Source organism: Sorangium sp. So ce834 (assembly GCF_051521425.1).
Taxonomy (GTDB): Bacteria; Myxococcota_A; Polyangia; order Polyangiales; family Polyangiaceae; genus Sorangium; species Sorangium cellulosum_D.
Genome location: NZ_CP150351.1, coordinates 6,195,811 through 6,213,971 on the forward strand (window position 1 = coordinate 6,195,811; position 18,161 = coordinate 6,213,971).

General features: G+C 72.9%; 12 protein-coding genes. 5 read left to right on the forward strand and 7 right to left on the reverse strand.

Annotation, left to right across the window (positions count from 1 at the left end):
• Positions 1-64: 64 nt before the first annotated feature.
• Positions 65-1,420 (reverse strand): RNA polymerase sigma factor, encoded by a 1,356-nt coding sequence (locus WMF20_RS22445; protein ID WP_437616654.1) that lies wholly within the window; start codon positions 1,418-1,420, stop codon positions 65-67.
• A 108-nt stretch (positions 1,421-1,528) separates the two neighbouring features.
• Positions 1,529-2,419 carry a hypothetical protein gene (locus tag WMF20_RS22450; RefSeq protein ID WP_437616656.1) on the reverse strand — a complete coding sequence of 297 codons (891 nt, stop codon included), beginning with the start codon at positions 2,417-2,419 and terminating at the stop codon, positions 1,529-1,531.
• Between the two features lie 613 nt (positions 2,420-3,032).
• Here WMF20_RS22450 and WMF20_RS22455 point away from each other — a divergent pair.
• Positions 3,033-8,225, forward strand: coding sequence for an AAA family ATPase (locus tag WMF20_RS22455; RefSeq protein ID WP_437616658.1), 5,193 nt, complete (start codon positions 3,033-3,035; stop codon positions 8,223-8,225).
• Positions 8,213-8,836 (forward strand): hypothetical protein, encoded by a 624-nt coding sequence (locus tag WMF20_RS22460; protein ID WP_437616660.1) that lies wholly within the window; start codon positions 8,213-8,215, stop codon positions 8,834-8,836. The genes WMF20_RS22455 and WMF20_RS22460 overlap by 13 nt, the downstream gene beginning before the upstream one ends.
• A 69-nt stretch (positions 8,837-8,905) precedes the next feature.
• On the opposite strand, the gene WMF20_RS22465 is transcribed toward WMF20_RS22460, so the two are convergent.
• Together WMF20_RS22465 and WMF20_RS22470 are read right to left on the reverse strand one after the other, a co-directional pair.
• Positions 8,906-9,502 (reverse strand): Uma2 family endonuclease, encoded by a 597-nt coding sequence (locus WMF20_RS22465; protein WP_437616662.1) that lies wholly within the window; start codon positions 9,500-9,502, stop codon positions 8,906-8,908.
• Positions 9,503-9,603: 101 nt separating this feature from the next.
• Complete coding sequence (locus tag WMF20_RS22470) at positions 9,604-10,062, reverse strand: hypothetical protein (RefSeq protein WP_437616664.1); 459 nt, start codon at positions 10,060-10,062, stop codon at positions 9,604-9,606.
• A gap of 202 nt (positions 10,063-10,264) precedes the next feature.
• Here WMF20_RS22470 and WMF20_RS22475 point away from each other — a divergent pair, with 202 nt between their 5' ends.
• The gene (locus WMF20_RS22475) at positions 10,265-10,753 is read left to right on the forward strand and encodes a type II toxin-antitoxin system RatA family toxin (RefSeq protein ID WP_437616666.1); all 489 of its coding nucleotides are present in this window, start codon (positions 10,265-10,267) and stop codon (positions 10,751-10,753) included.
• 274 nt (positions 10,754-11,027) lie between these two features.
• On the opposite strand, the gene traA is transcribed toward WMF20_RS22475, so the two are convergent.
• Positions 11,028-12,317: an outer membrane exchange protein TraA family protein gene (gene traA, locus WMF20_RS22480; RefSeq protein WP_437616668.1), complete on the reverse strand. Its 1,290-nt coding sequence runs from the start codon at positions 12,315-12,317 to the stop codon at positions 11,028-11,030.
• Positions 12,318-12,545: 228 nt separating this feature from the next.
• Positions 12,546-15,449, reverse strand: a complete 2,904-nt coding sequence (locus WMF20_RS22485; protein WP_437616670.1) for a helix-turn-helix domain-containing protein — start codon at positions 15,447-15,449, stop codon at positions 12,546-12,548.
• Between the two features lie 122 nt (positions 15,450-15,571).
• Here WMF20_RS22485 and WMF20_RS22490 point away from each other — a divergent pair, with 122 nt between their 5' ends.
• Positions 15,572-16,147, forward strand: a complete 576-nt coding sequence (locus tag WMF20_RS22490) for a 2OG-Fe(II) oxygenase (RefSeq protein ID WP_437616672.1) — start codon at positions 15,572-15,574, stop codon at positions 16,145-16,147.
• 31 nt (positions 16,148-16,178) lie between these two features.
• Here WMF20_RS22490 and WMF20_RS22495 read toward each other — a convergent pair whose 3' ends face one another.
• Positions 16,179-17,039: an NAD-dependent protein deacetylase gene (locus WMF20_RS22495; RefSeq protein ID WP_437616674.1), complete on the reverse strand. Its 861-nt coding sequence runs from the start codon at positions 17,037-17,039 to the stop codon at positions 16,179-16,181.
• A 325-nt stretch (positions 17,040-17,364) separates the two neighbouring features.
• On the opposite strand from WMF20_RS22495, the gene WMF20_RS22500 reads away from it, so the two are divergent.
• The gene (locus tag WMF20_RS22500) at positions 17,365-17,940 is read left to right on the forward strand and encodes a hypothetical protein (RefSeq protein ID WP_129576283.1); all 576 of its coding nucleotides are present in this window, start codon (positions 17,365-17,367) and stop codon (positions 17,938-17,940) included.
• The last annotated feature ends 221 nt before the right edge of the window (positions 17,941-18,161 follow it).

The following is an 18,161-nucleotide window of genomic DNA, read 5'->3' on the forward strand; positions in this document are numbered from 1 at the left end:
CGTCGAGGCCTCGAGGCGCCGCGCGCCGGCCGCGCACGCCGCGCCCGTCCGTCGTGGGGCCGGCTCATCGCGACGGCTCCGCGCTCGCCGCACCCTCGGCAGAGCCGGCCAGGCGCGCCTGCGCGAGCTCCCGGAACCGCTCGCGCACCGACCTCAGACGGCCGCTCGGGAACCGCTGCTCGTGCAGGGCGAGCTGCTGGAGCGCCCCGGCGGGGTCGCCGGCGGAGAGCATCGCCTGCGCCACGTCGAGCACCCGGTACTCCTCGACGAACGAGTCTTCCCGGGCGCTCGTCGACGGCGCTGGACGCAGCGTGACGTCGCGCGCTGGAGGCGGCGCCATGGCGCGCCGGGACGTCACGTCGGGCGCCGGCGCGGTGGGCTGCGGCGCCGGCGTCTCCCGCGGCGCCATCTCGACGGCGCGGGCGCTGCGCGCGCGGAGCAGCTCGGCCAGAGGCGCGCCGAAGCGGTCAGCCCAGAGCGGTCGCGGCGACGCGAGCGCCAGCAGCAAGGCCAGGGCGTATCCAGCGCTCGCCGCGGTCCATCGGAGCGCGGATCTCACCTGGCCCAGCCGGGCGAGCCAGCCCGCGAGCCTCGCTGGCGCGGATGCCGGCGGCGCCAGCGCAGGGGGTGCCGGCGGCGGCAGCGCGGCTTCAGGCAGCGCGGGCGCAGGCGGCGCGACCTCAGGAAGCGCGGGCGCGGTCGTTCCGGCGTGCTCGCGCGCCAGAAACGCCGACGCCAGCGGAAACCCGAGCCAGCAGCCGCGCAGCGCGTCTCGCTGCTCCGGGCGCAGCCGCTGGACGGCAGCGCGGTAGTCCGCGCGGGCGAGGCGCAGCCGGCTGGTGGCGGTGTTGTAGTTGATGCCGAGATCGCGCGCGATCTCGGCGAGCGGCACCTCGTACGCCTCGTGCAGGACCAGGATGAGCCGCCGCTCCGGGGCCAGCGCCCAGAGCAGGTCGATCACGAGCTCCAGCCGCTCTCGCGCCACGGCGCGCTGCTCGCTGAGCGGCGCGGGATCGACCGCCTCGGAGCACCACGCGGGCACCAGGCCATGCGCCAGCTCGCGGCGGCGACGGGCGCGGCCCAGGTAGCGACCGACCTTCCGCCAGGCGATCCCGAACACCCACCGCGCCTCGGCGCTGCGGTGCTGAACTCGGTCTGCCCGGCGCGCGGGATCGCCGGCGACGCCCACCTCGGTCTGGGGCGGATGCCAGCTGGGCTGGGGTGGCTGCCAGCTGGGGTCGAAGCGATCCAGGGTCTTGTACGCCGTGAGGAGGACCTCCTGGAGGAGGTCGTCGATGTCGGGCTCGGCCACGCCCAGGAGCCGGAACACGCCGCGGAGCGTTTCCACTGCGGCTGTATGAAGGGCGTTCCAGGTGCGATCGCGGGAGGTGCCGGCGGGGGGCGAGAGAGGTGCGCTCATACCCCTTTCATTGCGGGGGGCGCTCCGGACCCGTTTGTGTTTCGCGCCGCGCGACCGCCCGCGTGCGTCCGCCGCCGCCGGCGCGCGGCGCGGTGGGTCGCGCGCGGCTTACGGCGATGGCGGGCTGGCGGGCTGCTCGACAGCCCCGCCGCGGTCTCCTCCTCCGTCGGCGTCCTCGCTGCCGTCGCCTTCGGCCTCGACCTCTTCGCTCTCGTCCTCGGCGGCGGAGCTCGACAGGCGGGACAGGAGCTTCGGTGTCACGTCCTCGAACGCGTCGCCATGGAAGTAATAGGCGATCTTCCGGACGTCCGCGTACCGGCGGACCAGGAGGGTCCAGAGCCGGTCGCGCATCTTCTCGGCCTCGCCGCGCTGCTTGGCCGCGGGCCGGCGGGCGCCCTCGGGGGTGAGGGTGTCGAGCAGCCACTCGCTCGCTTCCCGCAGCTGATCGAGCTCCTCCTGGGTGAAGGGGTGCTTTCCGCGGAGCGCGCCCGCGTGCTCCGCGTACAGGTGGGCGAGCGCCATGCCGTCGCTGGCCAGGTCGTACTTGCCGCTGCCGGCGCGGATCTCGGCCACCAGGTCCTTCGGCAGGAGGCCGCGCTTGGCCAGGGTCTCGGCGAGCGTGAGCATCGGCTCGCGCAGCTCGATGACGATCTTCAGCTTGGCGTCGATCTCACGAGAGCTCGCGGGCTTCGCCGTGATGCGCGTGGCGGCGAAGATCAGGGCCCGGCCGAGGTCCGGCAGCGCGAGCACGTCATCGAGCGGCAGCTCGGGTAGCGCCCTGCGGATGCGCGCCAGATCGGCGCAGGCGGCCTGGACGCCGCGCTTCACGTTGGCGAAGGCGATCCGCACGTCCGCGCGACAGACCTCGACGTCGCGCTCGGGGAGATCGGCGGCCAGCGGGGCAAAGCGCTGGTAGCAGGCGTGGTAGGTTGCGTGTGCCGTGGGAGTCGCGGTGGGCGACTTCCCGGTGTGGGGTTGTTGGGTCTTGGCTTTGGCCATGTTGGGAACGTAGATCCGGGCGAGCGGGGCCGTGGGGGCAGAGCGGCGCCGGATGTGTGCTCGGACTGGGAGGAGCGCAGGAGTTCGACGCGACGGGGGTGGGGCTGCGATGGGAGGCGCGTGGGCCGGCCGCGGAGCCTGGGGCGGGTGTGGATGGGGTCACGTAGTGTCATTTCGCAGGCGGATCTGTAAACGGCGGGACACACGTAGTGTCATTTCGCAGACCGGTCCGTGAACGGCGGGGCACACGTAGTGTCACTTGGCAGGGCCTGCTGCACAGGATCGGGCACGCGTGGTGTCACCCGGCACGAAGCTGAGAGAAGAATCGCCCACGTGGCCGGACGGAGCGCCGGGCAGGCGCCCCGCACGAGGCGAGAGCCAAGCCATGGTGCCCCTCTGCAGCGTGTCGCCCGGAGGATCAGGATCGAGGCGCCCCCGGGCACGGAGCGTCTCGCCGGTGGCCGGCAACCCCGGGCAGTCCCGAGGGGCGAGCCGACAGCGGTGGCGGCGGCCGCGCTTGGCGCTCCGAGCACGCCGAGCGAACGCTCTAGGCCGCGCGGCGCCGACGTCACGGGAGAGCGTGGCCCGCCTCCCGGCGTGGTATGCGCTGGGCATGGTCAAGCCGTGGGAGATCTCCAGCAAGGAGCTCCAGGAGTGGGCCGGGCGCTACGACGCTCCGGCGGTTCTGCCGAGGCTCGTGCGCCGGCTGCTGCTCGCGACGAGCCCCCTCGACGGGATCGCCATGCGCGCCGACAGCGGGACGCGCTACGAGGGCTGGGACGGCATCGTGATGTCCCGCGGGGGCACGGCGTTCTGCCCTGCGGGGCTCTCGGTCTGGGAGCTGTCGGTCGAGGGGAAGGTCCGCACCAAGCTGGACAAGGACTACGAGAAGCGCTCCCGAAAGCCGCCGGAGGGCGTGCGGCCCGCGCTCACGACGTATGTCGCCGTGACGGCGCGCACCTTCAAGAAGGGAAAGGCAGACTGGGCGAACGAGAAGCGGGCGGAGGGGACCTGGAAGGATGTCCGCGTCCTCGACGCGGATGACCTCGCGACCTGGATCGAGCAGGCTCCCGCCGTCGCGCGCTGGTTCGCGAGCCGGGAGGGGCTCCCGGCGTACGAGGGCAAGGACCTGGAAGCTTTCCTGGAAGCCTGGCGACAGCGCACGAGCCCTCCCCTCCCCCACGCGCTGGTGCTGGCGGGAGATCGCAGGCTGATGCTGAGCGATCAGCTGCTCGCCGCGCTGAGCGAACCTGCGGGTCGGCCGCTGCTGATCCGCGGCCGTACGCGCGAGGAGGCGCTGCTCTTCACAGCCGCGACGCTGGAACGCGCGCCGGGCGCGGAGGCGCTCCTGTCACGCGCGCTCGTGGTGGAGACCGAAGAGGCGTGGCGATGGGCGATCCGAGTGCAGGCGGCCGAGCCGCTCATCGTCTTGCCGGCCTTCGACAAGCTGGACCCGGGCGAGGCTGCCGCCGCCAGGGTACGCGTCCTTCTCGCAGGAGGCCCTGACGCGCACGAGCGTCCCGGCTCGACGCTGACGCTGGAGGAGCAGCCGTGGCCAGCGCTGATCGGCGCGCTCCGCGCGGCGGGCTGGAGCGAACCGGACGCGGCGCGTCTCGTCAGAGAGGCCGGCGGCGATCTGGCGATGCTCCAGCGGCGCTGCGGGTACATCGACGTCGAGCTTCCCTCCTGGGCGAAGTCCAGCCCGCGCGCGGAGATCATGGCGCTGCTCCTCGCAGGCGCCTGGGTACCTACGGTGGAAGGGGATCGCGAGGTGCTCCGCCGTCTCGGCGGAGACCCGGCGGTCGCGGAGCAGCTCTGCACGGACCTGCAGGCGCAGGGCGTGATGACGCGCGACGTGGAGCACATCGCCCGCGGTTCGTATCGCTGGACGTCGCCCAACGGTGCGTGGGACCTCCTGGCTCGAGGGCTGACGGACGGCCATCTGAACAACTTCGACGAGATGGTGATGGGCGTCCTCGGCGCGCCGGACCCGGCGTACGAGCTGCCCAAGGAAGAGCGCTTCATGGCGGAGGTGAAGGGGAAGGCGCTCCCGTACTCGGATGCCCTGCGCGACGGGCTGGCCGGATCGGTCCTGATGCTCTCCTTGCAGGATCGTCTCTTCGCCGAGAAGCGCGTTGGCTACCGGGGGAGCGACCGGGCCGAACGCCTCGTTCGAGCGCTCTTGCGGGCGGACAAGGGATGGATCGCCTGGGCTTCGGTCTCCAAGCTCCTGCCGACGTTGGCCGAGGCGGCGCCGAAGGGGTTCCTCGACGCCGTGGAGGCCAGCCTCGATGTGGGGGAGAAGGGCGTCGCGCACCTGCTCCGGGAGGAAAATAGCCTGTTCGGCGGGGCGCCGCACGCCGGCTTGCTGTGGGCGCTGGAGATGCTGGGATGGCACCCCGAGCCGGGGGTCCGCCGCCGGGTCGTCCTGGTCATCAGCCGCCTGGACGCGATGGATCCGGGTGGCCGCCTGGCGAATCGCCCGCTGCAGAGCCTCGATACCCTGCTGCGCGCAGCGCTGCCCGCGTCCAGCACCACCGTCGAGGAGCGGATCGCGCTGGTCCGGGAGGTCTTACAGAAGAACCCCCCGACCGGCCGCAAGCTGGCCCTGGGGATGCTGCGCAACCTTCGTACCGGCACCCTGCTACATCCGGGCGCTCGGCCGCGGTGCCATCAGCAATGGTTACCGAAGGACGAGCCAGCCGAAATCGACCGAGCCGACATGGATGCCCAGATCCGCGCGGTGCTTCAGGATCTCGAGGAGGACGCTGGGACCGACCCGCAGCGCTGGGTAGGGTTTCTCGAAGCCGCCCTCGGCGGACCGGAGGACGTCGAGGAGCACGTCGTCGGCGCGCTCGCAAGGCAGCAGCCGCATATCTCGGACGCGGAAGGCCGGCTGCGGGATGCGCTACGACGACCATTGGCATATCTCGAGCCCGAAGGCACCACGCACGTGCGATACCGGCGGCTCAAGGACCTCTACGATTCGTTCGACCCCCCGGATCTGGTGCACCGCCACGCCTGGCTCTTCAGCCCTTTTCCGAGCCTGCCTGGGATCATGATGGAGGACCTGGACGAGTCGGAGCGGCGCATCAGGGCGGAGCGTGACAAGGTCATCACGGAGCTCTGGGAGCAAAGCGGCGACCGGTGGGCGGCTCTGGCAAGACTCACGCGAGCGGTAGCGACCTTCGAAGGTGGAGCGCAAATCTTGGGCAGCGCGCTCGCCCGGACCTCCTTTGTCAAGGACATCGACGCTCGGCTCCTGGGCGATATCGAGGATGATGCGCTCGCTCCGCTGGGAGATACAGCGGACGAGGCGCTCGCTCCGCTCGTCACCGGCTACGGTGCGATCCGCGCCAAGGATCGTGGCCTGAAGTGGACCGAGACCTTCTTGAAGCGGCTTGTCGAATCCGGCAGGACAGAAGACGCCGCCCTCATTGCAGCTTACGCCGAAGATGGCCGGAGCGTTGGTTATGGCGGCTTCTGGAAAATGCTAGAGACGCTAGGCGAGCCGCTCCTCACAGCCTACTGGCGAGCGGGACCACGCATCTTCGGAGATCTATCGCTGACAGACCTCCAGTACGCGGTAGAGCACCTCGTCGCCGCTGGTAGAGAGGATGCTGCGGTCGAGAACGCCGGGACACGCCGGCGCAACACCACGGGCGAGCTGGCCCTCTATGTGCTCGAAAAGTACAGAGCTCGGGCGAACGCGCGATCGAACCCGCGGATAGCCCATCACATCGAGCAGCTCTTCGAGAGGATCGATCATGATCCGCCGGAGGGCAAGGATCCACTCAACGATCTCGCGCCGCTCGAGCTATTTTATCTTCCGATCCTGTCCCAGCGATCGAGGCCAGCGCGCTACGTGTCCTTAAGCTTGGCTGAACGCCCTGATTCTTTCGTGGGTCTCATTGCCATGCTCTACCGTCGTGAGGGCGAAGAGCCGCCAGCCGAGGAGGACGAGGCGCGAGTTCAGATCGCGCAGACCGCGTATACTCTCCTCGAGGCATGGCAGGGCTACCCCGGCGAAGGGCTGCCGGACGCCCAGCGCGATGCCAGGCTGGAAGCCTGGGCCGCGGAGGTGCTGCGCAAGACGCAGGAGGATGGCCGCGGGCCCGTCGGCTCGTTCGAGGTCGCCAAGGTGCTGGCGCGCGCACCTCGAGGCAGCGACGGCCTCTGGCCCTGCGTGGCGGCGAGGAATCTGATCGAGACTGGCCTTTATCCGGAGCTCGGCGACCATCTTGGCACGGCCGAGCGAAATCGGCGCGGCGTTACGGGTCGCGCGCTCGGAGAGGGCGGCGTTCAGGAGCGAGACACCGCCGAACAACACCGCGAGGCGGCACTGCGAATCGAGGCGAGTTATCCGCGGACAGCCGCCATGCTGGACAACCTCGCGAGGCGCTATGACAGCGAAGCTGATCGGCACGACGCGCGAGCGCGGCGGTTCCAGATCGAGCACGGCGAGCAGCCGGAATCTGAACAGGATGAGACACCTCCGACGCCACCGGACGCGGGGGCAGCTCAGCCGAGGGCGTTCGTCTCCCGGATCATCACCGCGGGCGTCGGGCCCGCGCGGCGCTTCGACGTCCCGCTCAAGCCCCGCTTGAACCTGCTCATCGGGGACAACAGCCTCGGCAAGACGTTCGTGCTCGAGGTGCTCTGGTGGGCCCTCACCGGCGCGTGGACGGATCCGAAGCAGCAAGCGAGGCCGCCGGCTCGCCCGAGGAACGGTCGTGGCGCGCAGAGCGCATCGATCCTGGCCCAGGCCGGTGGCAGGACCCTCCAGGGCTCATACGATCCGGCGAAGGAGCGGTGGAAGAAGAAGGGCACCCGTGCGCTCGCGCCGGGGCTCACCGTCTATGCGAGAGCCGATGGGAGCTTCTCCGTATGGGATCCGATCCGTAACGCGAAGCCCGCGGACAAGACCGAGCAGGGGCTCGCCAAGGGCTACCACTTCTCGCCCCAGGAACTCTGGTATGGTCTTCAGGCGCGCGATAAGATCACGCCCCTGTGCCGCGGGCTGCTCGAAGACGCCGTGAGCTGGCGGTCGGAGCGACGAGGCGCGTTCGAGCGGCTGCAGCAGGTGCTGGACAAGTTCTCACCACCGGAGGCCCCCATCAGGTTCGGCTTGCCGAAGCGCTTCTCGCTCCGCGACGCGCGAACGTACCCCACGCTCGATCTGGGTTACGAGGCCAACGTCTTCGCCGTCCATGCCTCGGCCGCGGTCAAGCGCATCCTGGGGCTGGCTTACGCGCTGGTGTGGGCCGTCTCGGAGATCCAGCAGGCCGCCCCTGTCGCCGGCGCGGCGCCGCTCAATCGCGTAACGATGCTCATCGACGAGGTGGAGGCGCACCTCCACCCGCGATGGCAGCGGGCCATCCTGCCCGCGCTGCTCTCGGTGATCGATGAGCTGGGCATCAAGGCCGACGTTCAGCTCATCGTGACGACCCACGCGCCCCTGGTGCTCGCCTCGGTGGAGACGCTCTTCGACAGGGACCAAGATACGCTGCTCGAGTTCGAGCAGGAGGCCGGCGTCAAGGGCAACGTGGTGCGCGTCGTCGAGGAGCCGCTCGAGCGGCTGGGCGATGCCAATACGTGGCTCATGCAGCGCTTCGGGCTGAAGCAGCCTCGGTCCAGAGAGGCCGAGAAGGCGATCGAGCAGGCCGCGAAGGCGATGGAAGCGCCAAAGTTGAGCAAAAAGGAGGGGCGAGCCATTCACGAAGAGCTCCGCAAGGTGCTCGGGGAGCTCGACCCGTTCTGGGTGCGATGGAGGTTCATCGCCGAGAAGCGCGGGTGGGTTTCGTGATCCCGGTCCAGCAGCGGCGCGCACCGAAGGGCTTCAACGAAAAGGTCTATCGGCCCGGGCGGCGGTGGCTCAGGGAGAACGGGCACCCCCTGCAGGGGCCCGCGATGACGAGGGATGGCAGGCCGATCGAGCTACGGCCCTTCTGGCGTGAATGTCTCGACAATTTGCACAAGCGCTACGGCGGCGTTTGCGCCTACGTCTCCATCTACATCGATCCTGTCACTGGCTCGCGAACCGCGGACCACTTCATCGCGAAGTCGAGCGCCGTTGAGCACGCTTATCGATGGTACAACCTCCGGCTCGCGTGCAGCAAGCTCAACGGCAGGAAGGGGATCTTCGATGACCTTCTCGATCCGTTCCAGATCCAGCCGGAGACGTTCCACCTCAATCTCCTGACGGGCGCGATCTCGCCGAATCCAACGCTTCCACAGCCGGTCAAAGACCAGGCTCAGACCACGATCGCCCGCCTCGGCCTCGACGACCCCGACTGCAGGCTGAGGCGACTGGCATACTTCGATGACTATCGACGGAAGGACATCAGCGAGAAGTACCTCAAGGCGCATTGCCCCTTCGTCTGGCACGAAGTGCACCGCCAAGGGATGACCGTGTAGGTCTCGCAGATCGCGCGCCAGTAAAGCGGAGGCACGCTCACGCTCACGAGTCCATCGCGCCTGACCGAGTCACCCCTCCGCCTCCGGCGCGGCCTGGGCGAGCGGATCTCGGTACACCTCGTCGACCGACAGGGTGCGCCCGATCGCCTGGAGGTGCGCGCCCTCCCCAGCGCGCGCCTCCCGGATCGTCCACGAGCCATCCTCGTTGCGGTGGAACACCTCGATGCGCGGCTCGTGCTGCGAGACGAGCACGTACTCCCGGAGCGAGGGGATCCGCCGGTAGTGCGCGAACTTTTGCCCCCGGTCGTACGCTTCCGAGCTGTCGGAGAGGACCTCGGCCAGGACGATCGGGTCGAGCGCGGCGTCCTTGTCCTCGGGATCGCGCTCGAGTTCGCCGCAAACGACGCTGACGTCCGGGTAGGTGGAGAGCCCGGTCGCCTGGACCCGGACGCGCAGGTCGGAGGAGTAGACCGCGCAGGGCCGCCCGCGGAGGTGCGCCCGGAGCTCGGCGCCGACGCTCGCGCACAGGCGCGCGTGCTCCGGCGTCCCGCCGGCCATCGCGAAGATCTCGCCGTTCAGGAACCCATGCTTCGTCGGGCTCGCCCGCTCCTGCGCGAGGTACTCGGCGGCGTAGGAATAGAGCCTCTTGCCGTCCGGCTCGTCCATGGTCCTGCCGAGGATGCCATGCGGGCTACTCCAAGAGCCAACGGAGAACGGAGCTGTGAGCCTCCTTCAAGGGGCAGGTGGTCGCGCCGCCCCCCGCCAGCTCACTTCGGCTGCGTGGCCCGCAGGGCCTGCTGATCCTCCTCGTGCTTCCGATGCGCCTCGATGACGGCGTAGCCCGCCGCCGCCGCGACCGACGCGCGGCTCTGGGGTTGCGCGGCCGGCGCCGCGGCGGCCGGCGGCGGCACGGCCGGGGACACCGCGGCCGGGGGCGCCGCGGCCGGCGGCGCCGCGGCCGGCGGCGGCGGCACGGCGGCCGGCGGCGCGGCGTAAGGGCCGGCGGGCGCCTGGACCGGCTCGCACACGCAGCCCGCCACGGCGCGGTCCACGAGCACGAAGGCGGACATCCGCATCCCGAGCGAGTAACAGGAGCTGGCGCAGTGGGTCGGCCCGCGCTCCGCGGACTCGAGCTCGGCGGCCGTCTGATACCCCCGGTTGCAGCCGCCCAGCGCAAACGCCGCAGCAGCCATGACAACGAGCACGAGCGCCGATCGGTGACCCATGAGCGGCGGACTACCCGGGTCTAGGCGAGACGTCAACGAGCCGGCGCGCACCACACCGGCAGCCAATTACAGCTCGATAAGCGCGTGAATGCGCTGCTCCTCCCCGGAGGAGCCCAGACAACTCAGCGCCATCGAGCGCGCACCGCCAGAGCGCGCAGCGCGCCCTCGCCACCGCGATCCCCGCGGCCCTATCCTGAGCGCCATGCCCACGATCCAGAGCGCCGCCGAGATCGACGCCGCTCCCGACGAGCTCTTCGCGCTGTCCCAGGACTACGATCTCCGGCTCGAGTGGGATCCGTTCCTCCGCGAGATGCGCTACCGCGACGGCGCGACCGAGCCCGCCGTCGGCGTGCGGGTGTGGGTGCGGGCGAAGAACGGGCTGTCGATGGAGGCCCGCTACATCACCCTGAACCCGCCGGAGCAGGTGGCCATCACCATGGTCGAGGGGCCGCGGATCTTCCGCCAGTTCTCGGGCGCGTGGCTCTTCAAGGCGCTGTCGCCGCGGCGGACCCGCGTCACCTTCCGCTACAACTTCACGGCGCGCCCGCGGGTCCTCGCGCCGGTGCTGGAGCCGGTCCTGGCGGCCGTGCTGAGGCGCGACATCGAGCAGCGCCTCGCCGGGCTCAAGCGGAGCGCCGAGACGACGGACATCCTGCAGCGCCTGCCGCGGCGCGGCCCGGCGGCCGCCTGACGCCGCGGCGAGGCGGCGCCGCCGGAGCAGGCCGCGCCGCCGCAGGAAGCCGCGCCGCCGCAGAAGGCCGCGCCGCCGCAGGAGGCCGCGCCGCCGCAGGAGGCCGCGCCGCCGCAGGAGGCCGCGCCGCCGCAGGAGGCCGCGCCGCCGCAGGAGGCCGCGCCGCCGCAGGAGGCCGCGCCGCCGCAGGAGGCCGCGCCGCCGCAGGAGGCCGCGCCGCCGCAGGAGGCCGCGCCGCCGGAGCTCAACGCGAGGCGCGCCCCGTGGACGCGCTCTACCGCGAGGCCGCCCGCGTCCGGCGAGCGCGCGCGCGAGCGAGCGCGAGCCCGAGCCCCGCGAGCGCCAAGGCGAGCCCGCCGCCCGGCCGCCGCTCGCCGCCTACCCCGCAGCCGCCGCCATCGTCCGCCGGGCCCGGACCGGGCGCCGCGCCGGCGCCGTCCCCGCCCGCGCCGTCCCCGCCCGCGCCGCCCGCGCCCGGCTCGGACGGGTCCGCGACACAGGCGTGCTCCTCGAGGTCGCAGACCTCGCCGTCGTCGCAATCCGTGTCGCTCGCGCACGCCACGCACTCCGGCGTCCCCTCCACCAGGGCGCAACGCGGCGTCTCGCCGCCGCACGGGCTGCAGGTGGCCCCGCAGAAGTCGTCGACGGCGCACGGCGCGCACAGCGCGGCGCTGTTGCAGTAGGCGCCCGGCGCGCAGCCGGTGTTTCCGGCCTGGTCGATGAGCTCGCGGCTGCACTGCGCACAGGAGGCCTCGTCCGGGTTCGCGTCGCCGCCCGACAAGGCCTGATAGAGCGACGCCGGCTCGACGATGGCGAAGCCGGACTCCTCGAGGCTCACGCTGCCACTCTCCCCGGCGCCGAGCTGAAAATCCTCGAACTCGCCGACCAGCAGAGACACCTCGAGCGCCGAATGCTCGGCGATGCCGGCGTAGAGGACCTCGATCGGGTACAGGCCCTCCTTGGCGAACGTGACGGTGTTCGTCATGCGCCAGGTGGTGAGGCCGAGCTTGAGGGGCTGCGCCAGCACCGGATAGGCGGCCTGCGCCGCGTCGTAGAGCACCAGGGCCACGGCGTCGTCGGCGAAGATGCCGAAGTGGACCGGCTGATCGACGTGCTCGGGCGACACGGCCAGGTAGCCGCGCAGGCGCATGCCGAACGCCACGTTGGGCTCGTTCGACTCGAAATCGCATCCTCCCTCCGAACACTCGGGGACCGCGTTGACGAAATCGCCGAAGCTCCACTCGTTCCCGGCGGCGTAGTTGTTCGAGAAATCGAGCGGTGCGCTCACCACGAAGCTCTCGATATCGGGCTGCTCCGGATCGAAGAACGTGGTCATCTTCTCGATGAACCCCTCGGCCGTGGCCGGCGAGACGTAGAAGTCGCCCTCCGGGTCGGTCGATATCCTGTGCGCGCCGCACAGGCCGGTACCGTTCTCGGCGGGGAGTGGGGCGACCGGATCTCCGGTGATGATCACCGGCTCGGCGCTCGCGGAGCCCGAGGCTCCGAGCGCAAGGGAGAGGGCGATGACGGAGGAGACGGTAAGGGAGGAAGGTCGAGGGGACATGGACGCTCCTTGCGAAGAAGGGGAGTGCAGCCGGTGCAGCCGACGCAACCGATCGCGGAAGCTGCGTGGAGGCTGGTCGACATCATCTGACGGCGGCCGCGAGGCGGCCGCGAAATGGTACACGGGCGCCCTGGCCTCCGACCACGAAACGGGGAAAAGCACAATCCGCGCGCCCGTTCGCCAGCGCGCGGCCGCGCTCTCGCACGACACGCGACGCGCTCCCTCCCCTCACCCGAGCTCCGCCAGCGCCGCCCGGGACGCCCCCGCCTCCGGGTGGCGCAGCCGCCCCCGCAGCGCCGCCGCCTCGGCCAGCAGCTCCCGCCCGCGCGCGCGCTCCCCGCCGCCCGCCGCCGCAGCGCGCGCCACGCCCGCCCAGTGCAGCGCGTCCGCCCTCGCCCACGCGTCCTCGCCCGCCCACGCGACCGCCGCGTCGGCGAGCGCCGCCGCGGACGCCGCCTCCCCGGCGCCGCGGGCCAGCGCGCACCGCGCGGCGACCACGGCGAGCCGCGCGCGGAACGGGCCGAACCCGCACGCCTCCGCCACGTGCAGCCCCTCCAGCGCCTGCCGCGCGCCCTCGTCGGGCCGCCCGGCCGCGAGCGCGAGCCGCGCCGCGAGCTCGTGGCACCGCAGCGCGACCTCCACCTCGCCCGTCGCCGAGGCCCAGCGCCGCGCCTCGACGAGGTGCGCCTCCGCCTGCGCCACGCCGCCGTCACCGCCGTCTCCGCCGCCGCCGTCCAGCAGCGCGAGGCCGAGCAGCGTGTGGCCGTGCGCCACGTGGCCCTCCCAGCCCCGCCGCCGGCACTCGGCGATGTTCCGCTCCGTGGCCTCGCGCGCCCTGGCCCGGCGCCCGAGCGCGAGGTCGTGCTCCGCCTCCCAGAGCGCGCGGCGCGCCACCGGCGCGTCGCCCAGCGCCCGCACCATCGCGAAATGCTCGCCCGCAGCGTCGACCTCGCCGAGGTCGTGCAGCACCGCGGCGAGCAGCGCCGCGATGCGCGCGGCCTGGCCGCCGTCCGAGGCGCGCACGCCGCCCGTCGCGCCGCGCCGATCGACCTCCGACGCGCGCTCGAGCAGGCGGCGCGCCTCGGTCAGGCGGCCGCGCAGCCGCTCCGTGTACGCCAGCGTGCGCAGGCCGGTCGCGAGCGGCGCGGGATCGGCGAGCGCGCCGGCGATCTCGTTGTGCGCCGCGTAGCAGGCGCAGGCGAACGCGAGATCGCCGAGCGCGCCCGCGTACAGGCCCGCGTCGTACGCGAGCGACGCGCGCACGCGCGCGGGCAGCGAGGCCGGCATGCCGCAGGGGTCGTCGCCGCCGGCGAACGCGCGCAGGATGCGGGCGCCGCGGGCCATGTCGCCGAGCTGGAGCCCGAGGTGCGCGAAGCCGCCGAGGGCGAACGCGTAGATCTCGTAGGCCTCGCCCGCGCGCCCGGCGCCGAGCAGCTCGGTGAGGATCGCCTCGTACGCGTCGAGCGCCCGGCGATCCCGCGGCGCGCGGCGCGGCGCCTCGTCGAGGCGCGGCGGCGGCGCGGCGCTCCCGGCGGCGTGGATGCGATCCGGCGGCACGCCGAGCAGCGACTTGAAGTGCTGCCGCACGAAGGGGTGCGTGGAGTAACAGAGCTCGCCCTGCCGCGCCGCGAACACGAGCCCCAGCCGCTCCAGCCGCGCGAGCCCGCGGGCGAGCTCGGCGGCGCCCCACCCCGCCATGGCGCCAGCGATCTCGCCGCCGGCCCGGATCAGCTGGAGCAGCGCCGCCTCGCCGGCGCCGCCCGGGAACACCGAGAGGCGCGCGAGCAGGTCCCGCTCGCCCGGGGGCAGCGCGCGCGCGTAGGCCGACAGCACCGAGCTCAGGCGGCGGGCGAGGACGTCGTCGCGCTCGGCCTCGGCGAGGTGCGCCGCGCCCGCCGCGGAGAGCCGGGCCGCGTCGCCACCGAGGAACGCGCCCACGTAGGAGCCGACCACGGCGACCGAGAGCGCATGGCCGCCGGTCTGCTCGAACAGCGCGCGGAGGGCCTCGCCGTCGCCGCGGATGCCCCAGCGGCGCAGGAGCGAGGCGGCGTCGCCCTCGCCGAGCGGCTCCGGCCGGATCGTCGCGAGCCCGCCGTCGGCCCAGGCGGCGAGGTCCGCGAGCTCGAAGCGCGACGTGACGAGCGCGCGCGCGCCGCCGAGCCCCGCGGCGAGCGCGCAGAGCAGCCGGCGGAGGAGCGCGTCGTGGAGCTCGCCGTGCGCGCGACCGGCGCCCCCCTCGGCCTGCACGGTCTCGAGGCCGTCGAGCACGAGCAGGTGCGGCGGGCCTTGCCCCAGCGCTTCCTTGAGGCGCGCGAGCCGCTCGCCGGGCGCCGCCGGGGCCCGCGGCGCGGCCGCGCCGGAGGCGCCGGGGCCCGGCGCGAAGTACGCCGCCGCCTGCTCGAGGAACGCCTCGGTCCTGGGGTCGTCGTAGAAGCTCCAGACGAGCACGCCGCCGGGGCGCGCGGCGTCGCCGAGCCCCTGGAGGAAGCGCTCGGCGACGGCGGTCTTGCCCGCGCCGCCGACGCCGATGAGCGCGATCACCGGGGGGGAGGGCGGCGAGGCGGCGGCCCACGCGGCGAGCCGGTCGAGGATCTCGCCGCGCCCGACGAAGTGCCGGGCCCGCTGGAGCGTGTGCGCGTGCAGCGGGCGCCACGCCGGGGCGGCGCCCTGCGCCTCGGCGGTCGCGATGGGCGGCGCCTGCGCCTCGGCGGCGCGGGCGGGCGCCTCCCCGGCCCCGGCGGGCGCTTCCCCGGCCCCGGCGGGCGCTTCCCCGGCCACGGCGGCCGCCTCCCCGGCCCCGACGGCCGCCTCCCCCGCCCCGCTCGCCGCCTCGCCCTCCGCCGCCGGCGCTCCCCCCGCCTCGCCGACGAGCAGGTCCGCCTCGGCGAGGCCGAGCTCGGCGCCCAGCCGCTCGAGGATGCGCCGCCGGGACGGGCTCCGGACCGAGAAGCCGAGCCGCGGGTCGTTGACCCCGCCCGACTCGTAACGGCGGTAGGTCCGCACGTCGACGCCGATCGACGCGGCGACCTGCTCCTGCGTCAGGTCGAGCTCGAGCCGCGCCCGCAGCAGGAGCGCGTGGTTGAAATGGACCGCGGGCTCCGCGCCCCGGCCCGCCCTGGGGACCTGTGCCATCGCTGCGAGCCCTCGATCATCGGCGATGCCGCGCCGTCCTGTCCACCGCGCTGCCCGGTCCTGCCCGGTCTTGCCCGGTCCCGCCCTTCCGGATCCGGTCCGCCGGGACGCATGGTCGACGCATGAGCACGATGCACGCCGAACGACCCGCCCAGCGGACCTCCTACGCCGACGACCTCCGCATCTTCACCGTGACGAACCTCCTGTCGCCCGAGGAGTGCGACGGCTTCATCGCGCTCGCCGAGGCGCACGGCTTCGCGCAGGCGCCGATCGGGGGCGGCAGCGTCATCAACCTCGAGGTGCGCAACAACGGCCGCGTGATGCTGGACGATCCGGCCCTCGCGGCGCGCCTCTGGGAGCGGCTCGCGCCGTGGACCCCGCCGACCTGGGGCGCCCTCCGCGCAGTCGGGCTGAACGAGCGCTTCCGCTACTACCGGTACGCCGAGGGCGAGTACTTCGACTGGCACGGCGACGGATCGTTCCCGCGATCGGAGCTCGAGCGGAGCCTGTTCACCGCGATGATCTACCTGAACGACGGCTTCGAGGGCGGCACGACCGACTTCTGGGGCGGCCGGAGCATCGTCCCGCAGCGCGGGATGGCGCTCGTGTTCGAGCACCGGCGGCTCCACCGCGGCGCCGCCGTGACGCGGGGGCGCAAGTACGTGCTCCGCACCGACGTGATGTACCGGCGCGGCTGACGTCCGGCGCGGCGCGCCCGGCCCCGCGCCCTCACCCCGGCCGCGGCGCGCCGGCCAGCGCCTCGGCGAGGCGCGGCAGCACCTCGCCCGCCCGGCCCTCGACCTTGAGCGCGCCGAGCTCCTCGCCGCGCGCGGACCCCAGGTTGACCATCGCGATCGGGATGCCCCGCTGCGCGGCGCGCAGCACGAAGCGGTACCCCGAGAAGACCGCCAGCGAGGAGCCCACGACGAGGAGCGCCTCCGCCGCGTCGACGAGCGCGAACGCCGCGTCGACGACCGGCCGCGCCACGTTCTCGCCGAAGAAGACGACGCGCGGCTTGAGCGGCCCGTCGCAGCGCAGGCAGGGGGGCGTCTGGAAGCCGGCCACGTGCTCGGCGGGCAGGTCGGCGTCGCCGTCGGGGGCGACGTCGGCCGCGAGCCGCAGCCAGCCGGGGTTCCGCGCGAGGAGCCGCGCCTGGAGGGCGGCGCGCGGCTCCATCGCGCCGCACGCGAGGCAGGCGACCTCGGCGAGCGTGCCGTGCAGCTCGATGACGCGGCGGCTGCCGGCGGCGTGGTGCAGGCCGTCGACGTTCTGCGTGATGAGGCCCTCGAGCGGCCCGTCCCGCTCGAGCCGCGCGAGGGCGCGGTGCGCCGGGTTGGGCTCGGCCCGCGAGAACCGCTCCCACCCGAGCACGGCGCGCGCCCAGTAGCGCTGCCGGATCTCGGCCGAGCGCGAGAACTCCCGCCCCTGGATCGGGTTGCGCGCCCGGCGCCGCGTCTCGGGGCCGCGGTAGTCCGGGATGCCGGACTCGGTGCTGCACCCCGCCCCGGTCAGCGCCACGAAGCGCTTGCCGCGCAGGAGCGCGATGAGGTCGTCGACCGGATCCGCGAGAAGCGCATGGCTGAGCGGCATGGGCCCCCCGTTTGTGACCCGCCGCCGGAGGCGCCGCCAGCCGCCCGCGCGCCGGCGCAACGGCGCACCACGGCTGGCTCGGCGCCCTCGCCGCCGACATGGCCGGGCGCGGGCGGGTCGCGGGCGAGAGGGCGAGGCGCGGGCGTCGCCGAGCTCGCCGCGCCCTCCCCGACCCGCCGCCGGAGCGGGGCGCGGTCCAAGTAACACGAAATATGAAAATCGTGCCACCGACACGTGTGGTGTGCTACGGGTCGCTCGCCCGCTCGATCCTCCTGTCTTCGACCGGAGCCGGTCGGCTCGCGATGGCGAAGGAGCCCTCTAGGAAATGACGTCTCGACTCGCTGGCGCGCTTTGCGCGACGTTCGCTTGTGTGCTGTTGCTCGGTTGTGGTGACGATGATTCCGGCAAGGACCAGGTCGTCGCCGAGGAACCGAACAAGGATGTCCCTTACCTCGGCGTGGACGGCGAGCTCACGTCGGACCCGCTGGTCGCGGAGTGTCCGGACGATCCGCGCAATCCGGGGCGCGTGGCTCTCAAGGAGATGAGAGAGATGTCGTTCTACAGCGACCGAGAAGGCGAGATGCCGCTCGCCGAGGGATGCGCGTACTCCTACGAGGGCTTCGCGCCGGATCCCCACTACTTCCCGGAGTACCCGGACTCGGTGTGGCTCCAGTTCGCGCTCACCTCCGGCGGGGCCGGCTGCGAGGCGTTCCACTACGTGATCATGCGCCCGCCGCATGGGGAGGGCGCCGCCAAGCACATGCACCTGCGGTACGGAGACGCCCAGTCCAGCTTCGCTGAGCTGCTCGACATGAGCAACGGCGACGAGCAGGACGCCGACGACTGCAACCCCTGGTGGAGCTCGTACTGCTCGGCCGGGATCGAGGGTTGCGGCGGATGAGCCTCGGTGAAGGATGGATTGGAGGAAGACCGGCGGGGAGGCGCGGAAGAGGAGCAGGATCGCCGCGCTGTTGCCGCGACCCGCTTTCCATGGACGTCTCTCCGGCCCCGCGTCGCCGAGGACGAATTCCATGAGCCCGACCAGGGGGGCTCCGGACCGCCAGAATCACACCAGCAAGAGGACCCCTGGTTCTCGATGACACGATCGCCGTAGTCATCAGC

What these genes read in the sequence shown, in the direction of transcription:
- WMF20_RS22450 (WP_437616656.1), bottom strand. Translation starts at nt 2,419, where the DNA reads ATGGCCAAAGCCAAGACCCAACAACCCCACACCGGGAAGTCGCCCACC.
- WMF20_RS22465 (WP_437616662.1), bottom strand. Translation starts at nt 9,502, where the DNA reads ATGGACGAGCCGGACGGCAAGAGGCTCTATTCCTACGCCGCCGAGTAC.
- WMF20_RS22470 (WP_437616664.1), bottom strand. Translation starts at nt 10,062, where the DNA reads ATGGGTCACCGATCGGCGCTCGTGCTCGTTGTCATGGCTGCTGCGGCG.
- WMF20_RS22445 (WP_437616654.1), bottom strand. Translation starts at nt 1,420, where the DNA reads ATGAGCGCACCTCTCTCGCCCCCCGCCGGCACCTCCCGCGATCGCACC.
- WMF20_RS22475 (WP_437616666.1), top strand. Translation starts at nt 10,265, where the DNA reads ATGCCCACGATCCAGAGCGCCGCCGAGATCGACGCCGCTCCCGACGAG.
- WMF20_RS22490 (WP_437616672.1), top strand. Translation starts at nt 15,572, where the DNA reads ATGAGCACGATGCACGCCGAACGACCCGCCCAGCGGACCTCCTACGCC.
- traA (WP_437616668.1), bottom strand. Translation starts at nt 12,317, where the DNA reads ATGTCCCCTCGACCTTCCTCCCTTACCGTCTCCTCCGTCATCGCCCTC.
- WMF20_RS22485 (WP_437616670.1), bottom strand. Translation starts at nt 15,449, where the DNA reads ATGGCACAGGTCCCCAGGGCGGGCCGGGGCGCGGAGCCCGCGGTCCAT.
- WMF20_RS22495 (WP_437616674.1), bottom strand. Translation starts at nt 17,039, where the DNA reads ATGCCGCTCAGCCATGCGCTTCTCGCGGATCCGGTCGACGACCTCATC.
- WMF20_RS22500 (WP_129576283.1), top strand. Translation starts at nt 17,365, where the DNA reads ATGACGTCTCGACTCGCTGGCGCGCTTTGCGCGACGTTCGCTTGTGTG.
- WMF20_RS22455 (WP_437616658.1), top strand. Translation starts at nt 3,033, where the DNA reads ATGGTCAAGCCGTGGGAGATCTCCAGCAAGGAGCTCCAGGAGTGGGCC.